The sequence below is a fragment of the Polynucleobacter sp. 78F-HAINBA genome (assembly GCF_018882325.1).
Classification (GTDB): Bacteria; Pseudomonadota; Gammaproteobacteria; order Burkholderiales; family Burkholderiaceae; genus Polynucleobacter.
Map to the genome: position 1 here is coordinate 1 of NZ_JACVOQ010000016.1, position 6,439 is coordinate 6,439.

Here is a 6,439-nt window from a genome sequence, read left to right on the forward strand (position 1 = left end):
CACAAGCAAAACTCAATGCTGTAGCAAGACAATTAAATGAACGCCCTAGAAAAACACTAAACTATCAAACACCGGCAGAACGTTTTGCTCAATCTGTTGCGTTGACGGGTTGAAATCAAGGTCGTTAGCAGTCATTGATGCATCAACCAAAAGTGTTGAGCGGGTATTCGATTAGAATTAGCTATTATTGGCGTATTTAGGTGTAGCACATTGGTTCTCCCCTGATGAAGAGGCCTAGCTTTAAAGCTAATTAAATCAATTAGTTACAGAAATATGGGTTGAGAACTGCGTGATTCCCTGATTCGCCACCATATCAAGAGGCCATTGCCCACCGGCAGTGGCCTTTTTCTTAGGTAAAGTCGCTTGGGTTCGATCGATGGCTAAATTCTGGAACTTCGTCTTTTTCCAAGCTGGTTGGTTTGCCTGCGTTATTGGCGCCGCCAATCAACAGGTCCTTTGGCCAGTGCTCCTGACTTTACTCTATATTGCCGTGCATATCTGGCGTTCTCCTCAGCAGATTTCGGAGCTCAAACTAATTCTTAAGGCTGCTTTATTTGGGGTGGCAGTTGACACCCTAATCGCTAACTGGGGCTTTTTGAGCTTTGGCAACCCCTGGCCAAGCACCTATCTCTCACCGGCATGGATGTGGACTTTATGGGCTTTAGTGGCCAGCACCCTGAATAGCTCATTGGCTTGGCTACGAGGTAAGCCCATCCTAGGCGCAGTTTTGGGGGCTATTGCTGGCCCCATGTCCTACGAAGCTGGGGTCAGAATGGGTGCTGGAGCATGGGGTGTCGATGGTCAAATCGGCGGCCTAATTCTGCTTGGGCTTGCTTGGGGCATAGCTATCCCCCTCTTTTTCTACTGGGATCGCACCCCAATCAAGGGTGGCTTAGTAAAAAATCCATAAATTCCTATAAAAAGCCGCTTGCAAATAGTACTGTTTTTATATACAGTAACTTCTGAGTTGTTGAAAAGCACGAAAACTTCGGGAAAAAGCCCAATACATAGCGAAAAGGAATTAAAAAATGGCCTTGGATGATAAGAAAAAATCAGCCTCATCAGAATTTGACGGCATGAGCGGAGATAAGCAAAAGGCATTAACTGCAGCCTTGGCGCAAATTGAGAAGCAATTTGGTAAGGGCTCAATCATGAGATTGGGTGATGCAGAGATTCATCAAGATATTCAGGTCGTTTCTAGTGGCTCATTGGGTTTGGATATTGCACTTGGAGTTGGCGGTTTGGCGCGTGGGCGCGTGATTGAGATTTACGGCCCAGAATCTTCAGGTAAGACAACATTGACTTTGCATGCGATTGCAGAGATGCAAAAGATTGGTGGAACATGCGCCTTTATCGATGCTGAGCACGCATTGGATGTCCAGTACGCTTCACGCTTAGGTGTCGATGTAAATAATTTATTGATCTCCCAGCCAGATACTGGCGAGCAAGCTTTGGAAATTGCTGATGCTTTAGTGCGCTCAGGCTCTATTGATTTAATCGTCATTGACTCTGTAGCAGCCTTGGTTCCAAGGGCGGAGATCGAAGGCGATATGGGCGATTCATTGCCAGGCTTACAGGCTCGCCTGATGAGTCAAGCTTTGCGTAAGTTGACTGGCGCTATCAAGCGTACCAATACAACAGTCATCTTTATCAATCAGATTCGTATGAAGATTGGTGTGATGTTTGGTTCGCCTGAAACCACTACTGGCGGTAATGCGCTCAAGTTCTATGCTTCCATGCGTTTAGATATTCGTCGTATCGGTAGCATTAAGAAGGGTGATGAGATTGTTGGTAATGAGACCCGTGTGAAGGTCGTGAAGAACAAGGTATCTCCGCCATTCCGCGAAGCTATCTTTGACATCATGTACGGCGCTGGAATTTCCCGAGAAGGTGAAATTATTGATATGGGTGTTGAAGCCGATATCGTTGAAAAATCAGGCTCTTGGTATGCCTACAATGGCGATCGTATTGGCCAAGGAAAAGACAATGTGCGTGAGTTCTTAAAAGAAAACCCAGCCATTGCTCAAGATATTGAAGCTAAGATTCGTGCGAAATTGGGCGTCAAGGCTGGCACGGCAGTGGTGAGCGACGTGTTGAGTGAAGAAGAGGAAGCATAATTCTTCGATGTCAGAATTAGGCGGCACCGCTAAAAAAAGTAAGAAACAAAGCCCGAGTCTCAAAGCTCGGGCTTTGCGCCTTTTATCGATGCGAGAGTACAGCCGTAAGGGTTTGGCAGCGAAGCTCGAAGAATCTGCGGCAAGGATGCTGAAGTTCCAGGCCCCAAGCGAGGATTCTGAGGGGCTTACCCCAGCAATTCCACTGGCCGTCCAGATTGAGGCAGTTTTGGATGATTTCGAGGCTCGCGGCTGGCTTTCTGATCAGCGCTTTGCAGAGGCGCTAGTCCGGCGCCGTAGTGAACGGTTTGGGGTTCGAAAAATACAGGATGAGCTTGCTCAGGCTGGGGTCGATAGCTCAAAGACAGCAGATTTACTCAAGACTCTTAAGGAAACTGAATATCAACGCGCTCATGAGCTGTGGATGCGTAAGTTTGGTGCATTAGCAACCGAGCAAAAGGAGCGGGCACGTCAGTACCGATTTTTGGCCTCCAAGGGCTTTAGCTCAGATGTCGTGTCTAAGGTGGTAGCTGGGCGACCCGACTAGGGCAATTACGGAGCCAAAATGCGATGTTGCCGCATTGCAGCATGATAGACTTATGGAGTCGGCAAAACCGGCTTTACTAATCCTCATCGCTTGCTAAAAAAGATACCGTTTCGGGAGTAATAATGAAAATTCACGAGTACCAAGGCAAAGAATTACTACGCCAATTTAATGTGCCTGTTCCAAATGGCATTCCTGCATTTAGTGTTGATGAGGCAATTAAAGCTGCCGAAAAGCTAGGCGGCCCAGTATGGGTTGTTAAGGCGCAAATTCATGCAGGTGGCCGCGGTAAAGGCGGCGGTGTGAAATTAGCTCGCAGCATGGATGAAGTGAAAAAGTACGCTTCTGAAATTTTGGGTATGCAGTTGAAGACTCATCAAACTGGTCCAGAAGGTCAAAAAGTAAATCGCCTCCTAATTGAAGACGGCGCTGATATTAAAAAAGAGTACTACTTCAGTATCGTTACTGACCGTGGAACACAGAAGAATGTGATCATGGCGTCCAGCGAAGGTGGTATGGACATTGAAGAGGTTGCAGAATCTCACCCAGAAAAAATTATTAAAGTATTTGTTGATCCATTAATTGGTTTGACAGATGCTGATTGCCAGATCATTGCAAAAGGCATTGGAGTTCCAGATGCTTCTATTCCAATGGCAAGTGATGTGTTCAAGAATTTGTACAAGACCTATTGGGAAACTGATGCGTCATTGGTTGAGATCAACCCATTGATTCTTGAAGGCAACGGCAAGATCAAGGCGCTTGATGCTAAATTCAATTTCGATCCAAATGCCTTGTACCGTCATCCAGAAATCGTGGCTTACCGCGATATCGATGAGGAAGATGCAGCAGAAATCGAAGCTTCTAAATTTGACTTGGCTTACATCTCACTCGACGGCAACATTGGTTGCTTGGTGAATGGTGCTGGCTTAGCAATGGCTACGATGGATACCATTAAGTTGTTCGGCGGCGAGCCAGCAAACTTCCTGGACGTTGGTGGTGGCGCTACTGCAGAGAAAGTAACAGAAGCATTCAAGATCATGCTCAAGAACAAGAGTGTTGAAGCGATTTTGGTCAATATTTTCGGCGGAATTATGCGTTGCGACGTGATCGCTGATGGCGTAGTTACTGCATGTAAAGCGGTGAACTTGACTGTACCTTTGGTTGTGCGCATGAAGGGTACCAATGAGGAGTTGGGTAAGAAGATTCTTGCAGACTCTGGCTTGCCAATCATTAGCGCCGATTCAATGGCAGAAGCTGCTACTAAGGTAGTTGCCGCTGTTGCGAAAAACAAATAATCAAGGAACTTCAATATGTCTATTTTGGTAAATAAAAATACTAAAGTAATTACTCAAGGTATTACTGGTAAGACTGGCCAATTCCACACTGAGAAGTGCCAGGAATACGCAAACGGTAAAAACTGTTTTGTAGCTGGTGTAAATCCTAAAAAAGCAGGCGAGTCTATTTTCAATATTCCAATTTATGGAACTGTAAAAGAAGCCGCCCAGCAAACTGGTGCCACTACTTCTGTAATTTATGTTCCGCCTCCTGGCGCAGCTGCTGCAATTTGGGAAGCTGTTGAAGCTGATCTCGATTTTGTTATCTGTATTACTGAAGGCATTCCAGTCAAGGATATGTTGGAAGTGCGTAACAAGATGCATGCAAAAGAAGCTGCTGGTGGCAAGAAGACTTTATTGCTTGGCCCAAATTGCCCTGGAATTATTACTCCTGACGAAATCAAAATCGGCATCATGCCTGGCCATATTCATAAAAAGGGTCGTATCGGTGTAGTTAGCCGTTCTGGTACTCTGACTTATGAGGCGGTTGGTCAGTTGACATCAATTGGTTTAGGTCAGTCCACTGCAGTCGGTATCGGTGGCGATCCAATTAATGGCTTGAAGCACATTGATGTGATGCGTATGTTTAACGAAGATCCTGAGACTGATGCAGTCATCATGATTGGTGAAATTGGTGGACCAGATGAAGCTGAAGCAGCTCGCTGGTGCAAAGACAATATGAAGAAACCAGTTGTTGGCTTTATCGCTGGTGTAACAGCGCCCCCTGGAAAACGTATGGGCCATGCTGGCGCATTGATTTCTGGTGGTGCCGATACAGCGGATGCCAAGCTTGCCGTTATGGAAGAGTGTGGCTTTAAAGTAACAAGAAATCCTTCAGAAATGGCTGCTTTGCTCAAAGCCATGTTGTAATCAAGGAAGCATGCCGATTCGTCGGCATGCTTACTGTAGCGCCCAGTAGTCAAAACTAAAATATATAAAAGTACGGAGACATTATGGATTTTTCAGCATTTTCAGATGCAACCTTTTGGGCTGCACTACTTTCAATCATCGTTGCCAATATTTTGTTATCTGGCGATAACGCGGTTGTTATCGCTTTAGCATCTCGCAACTTACCGCCCGCACAGCAAAAGAAAGCTATTTTCTGGGGTAGTGCTGCAGCCATCATTTTGCGTGTAGTACTCACAATTACCGCAGTTGCTTTATTAACTCTGCCTTATTTAAAAATCGTTGGCGGTTTGCTGTTGCTCTACATCGGTATTCAATTGTTGTCTGATAGCGGTGGCGAAGAGCATATGGAAGCAAAGACCAGCATCTGGGCTGCTATTCGTACGATCTTGATTGCCGACTTGGTGATGAGTCTGGATAACGTTTTGGCAGTTGCAGCAGCCGCCCAAAAAGGTCCAGAGGAAACTCGCTTACTCTTGTTGATTATTGGCTTGGGTATGTCCATTCCATTAATCATCTTTGGTAGCGCTATGTTGCTAAAAGTGATGGAACGCTTCCCAATCATCATTACTTTGGGCGCAGGTCTTTTGGGCTTGTTGGCTGGCGGTATGTTGGTAGACGATCCAGCAATCAAAGACAGCATTCAGGCTGCCCTGGGCGATGCTAAATTGGCCTTTGAAATTATTGGTGTAGCAATAGTTATTCTTGTTGGTACTTACTTCAAGAAAAGAAACGCAGCTAAAGCAGCGCACTAATTTTTTCTCGCATTAATCAGAAAAGCCGGCCCTCAAAGCCGGCTTTTCTTACATTTGGACATCTTGAGTATGTTGGGTATAGACTGGATGATGAGGGGTTTAACCCTCAGGAGCCAATCAATATGTCTACACAAGATCAGCAGCAAGAATCTGGATTTACCTTAATTGAGGTAATGGTGGTGGTTGCCATCATTGGTATTTTGGTAGCAGTCGCCGTTCCTCAATATCAAGATTACATTGCACGTAGCCGCATCGTAGAGGGTATGAATTTATCCTCCAGCGCTAAGCTGGCAGTGACCGAGGCTTTTGCTAGCGGAGGCACGGTGCCAATGGATAAAGCAACTAGTGGTTCATTTACCTTTGTACCAACGCGTAGTGTGAAGTTAATTGAGATCACGCCTTCTGGTGCTATTGCCATAGACTTTCAGAATAACGTTGCGCCGGAAGATAAGAACACATTGCACCTCATTCCGACGAATGACCCAGATGCCAATGTCCCCAAAGCAATTGATTTATCTAAGCCCGAGGGATCAACTTGGGCTGGCGGGTGGTCTTGTCGTTCTACTGAAACCAATCTGCTCCCTCAGTTACTCCCATCAGAGTGCCGCATTACCAAGTAACTTAGTTATCAATACTCCATAAGAAATTAAGCCACCTCATGAACTGACCCCTAGTAGTTGGACAATTTAATTAGGTTAGCACGAGGGATTGAGTTCGGTATTGCACCGGACTTAATCCCTTTAGTTTTTGTTTGATCCGATCATGGTTGTAGTAATGGATGTATTC

8 protein-coding genes are annotated in these 6,439 nt (G+C 45.6%); 7 read left to right on the forward strand and 1 reads right to left on the reverse strand.

Features of this window, described 5'->3' with window-relative positions:
- Positions 1-376 precede the first annotated feature (376 nt).
- From ICN11_RS10565 to ICN11_RS10595, 7 genes are all read left to right on the forward strand, one after another.
- Complete coding sequence (locus tag ICN11_RS10565) at positions 377-910, forward strand: DUF2878 domain-containing protein (RefSeq protein WP_216230345.1); 534 nt, start codon at positions 377-379, stop codon at positions 908-910.
- Between the two features lie 124 nt (positions 911-1,034).
- Positions 1,035-2,117: a recombinase RecA gene (recA, locus tag ICN11_RS10570; protein WP_370623631.1), complete on the forward strand. Its 1,083-nt coding sequence runs from the start codon at positions 1,035-1,037 to the stop codon at positions 2,115-2,117.
- A 7-nt stretch (positions 2,118-2,124) separates the two neighbouring features.
- On the forward strand, positions 2,125-2,661 hold the full coding sequence (locus ICN11_RS10575) for a regulatory protein RecX (protein WP_216230347.1): 537 nt from the start codon (positions 2,125-2,127) through the stop codon (positions 2,659-2,661).
- 122 nt (positions 2,662-2,783) lie between these two features.
- Entirely contained in the window at positions 2,784-3,953 is a 1,170-nt protein-coding gene (sucC, locus tag ICN11_RS10580) for an ADP-forming succinate--CoA ligase subunit beta (RefSeq protein ID WP_215354929.1), read from the forward strand.
- Positions 3,954-3,968: 15 nt separating this feature from the next.
- The gene (sucD, locus tag ICN11_RS10585; protein ID WP_216135082.1) at positions 3,969-4,862 is read left to right on the forward strand and encodes a succinate--CoA ligase subunit alpha; all 894 of its coding nucleotides are present in this window, start codon (positions 3,969-3,971) and stop codon (positions 4,860-4,862) included.
- Between the two features lie 83 nt (positions 4,863-4,945).
- A complete protein-coding gene (locus tag ICN11_RS10590; RefSeq protein WP_216230348.1) occupies positions 4,946-5,653 on the forward strand; it encodes a TerC family protein in 708 nt (235 codons plus the stop codon).
- A gap of 122 nt (positions 5,654-5,775) precedes the next feature.
- On the forward strand, positions 5,776-6,273 hold the full coding sequence (locus ICN11_RS10595) for a pilin (protein WP_216230349.1): 498 nt from the start codon (positions 5,776-5,778) through the stop codon (positions 6,271-6,273).
- A 70-nt stretch (positions 6,274-6,343) separates the two neighbouring features.
- Here ICN11_RS10595 and ICN11_RS10600 read toward each other — a convergent pair.
- The coding region (locus ICN11_RS10600) for an IS3 family transposase (RefSeq protein ID WP_216123889.1) at positions 6,344-6,439 on the reverse strand (96 nt) is incomplete at its 5' end.

What these genes read in the sequence shown, in the direction of transcription:
- sucD (WP_216135082.1), top strand. Translation starts at nt 3,969, where the DNA reads ATGTCTATTTTGGTAAATAAAAATACTAAAGTAATTACTCAAGGTATT.
- ICN11_RS10565 (WP_216230345.1), top strand. Translation starts at nt 377, where the DNA reads ATGGCTAAATTCTGGAACTTCGTCTTTTTCCAAGCTGGTTGGTTTGCC.
- ICN11_RS10590 (WP_216230348.1), top strand. Translation starts at nt 4,946, where the DNA reads ATGGATTTTTCAGCATTTTCAGATGCAACCTTTTGGGCTGCACTACTT.
- ICN11_RS10595 (WP_216230349.1), top strand. Translation starts at nt 5,776, where the DNA reads ATGTCTACACAAGATCAGCAGCAAGAATCTGGATTTACCTTAATTGAG.
- sucC (WP_215354929.1), top strand. Translation starts at nt 2,784, where the DNA reads ATGAAAATTCACGAGTACCAAGGCAAAGAATTACTACGCCAATTTAAT.
- ICN11_RS10575 (WP_216230347.1), top strand. Translation starts at nt 2,125, where the DNA reads ATGTCAGAATTAGGCGGCACCGCTAAAAAAAGTAAGAAACAAAGCCCG.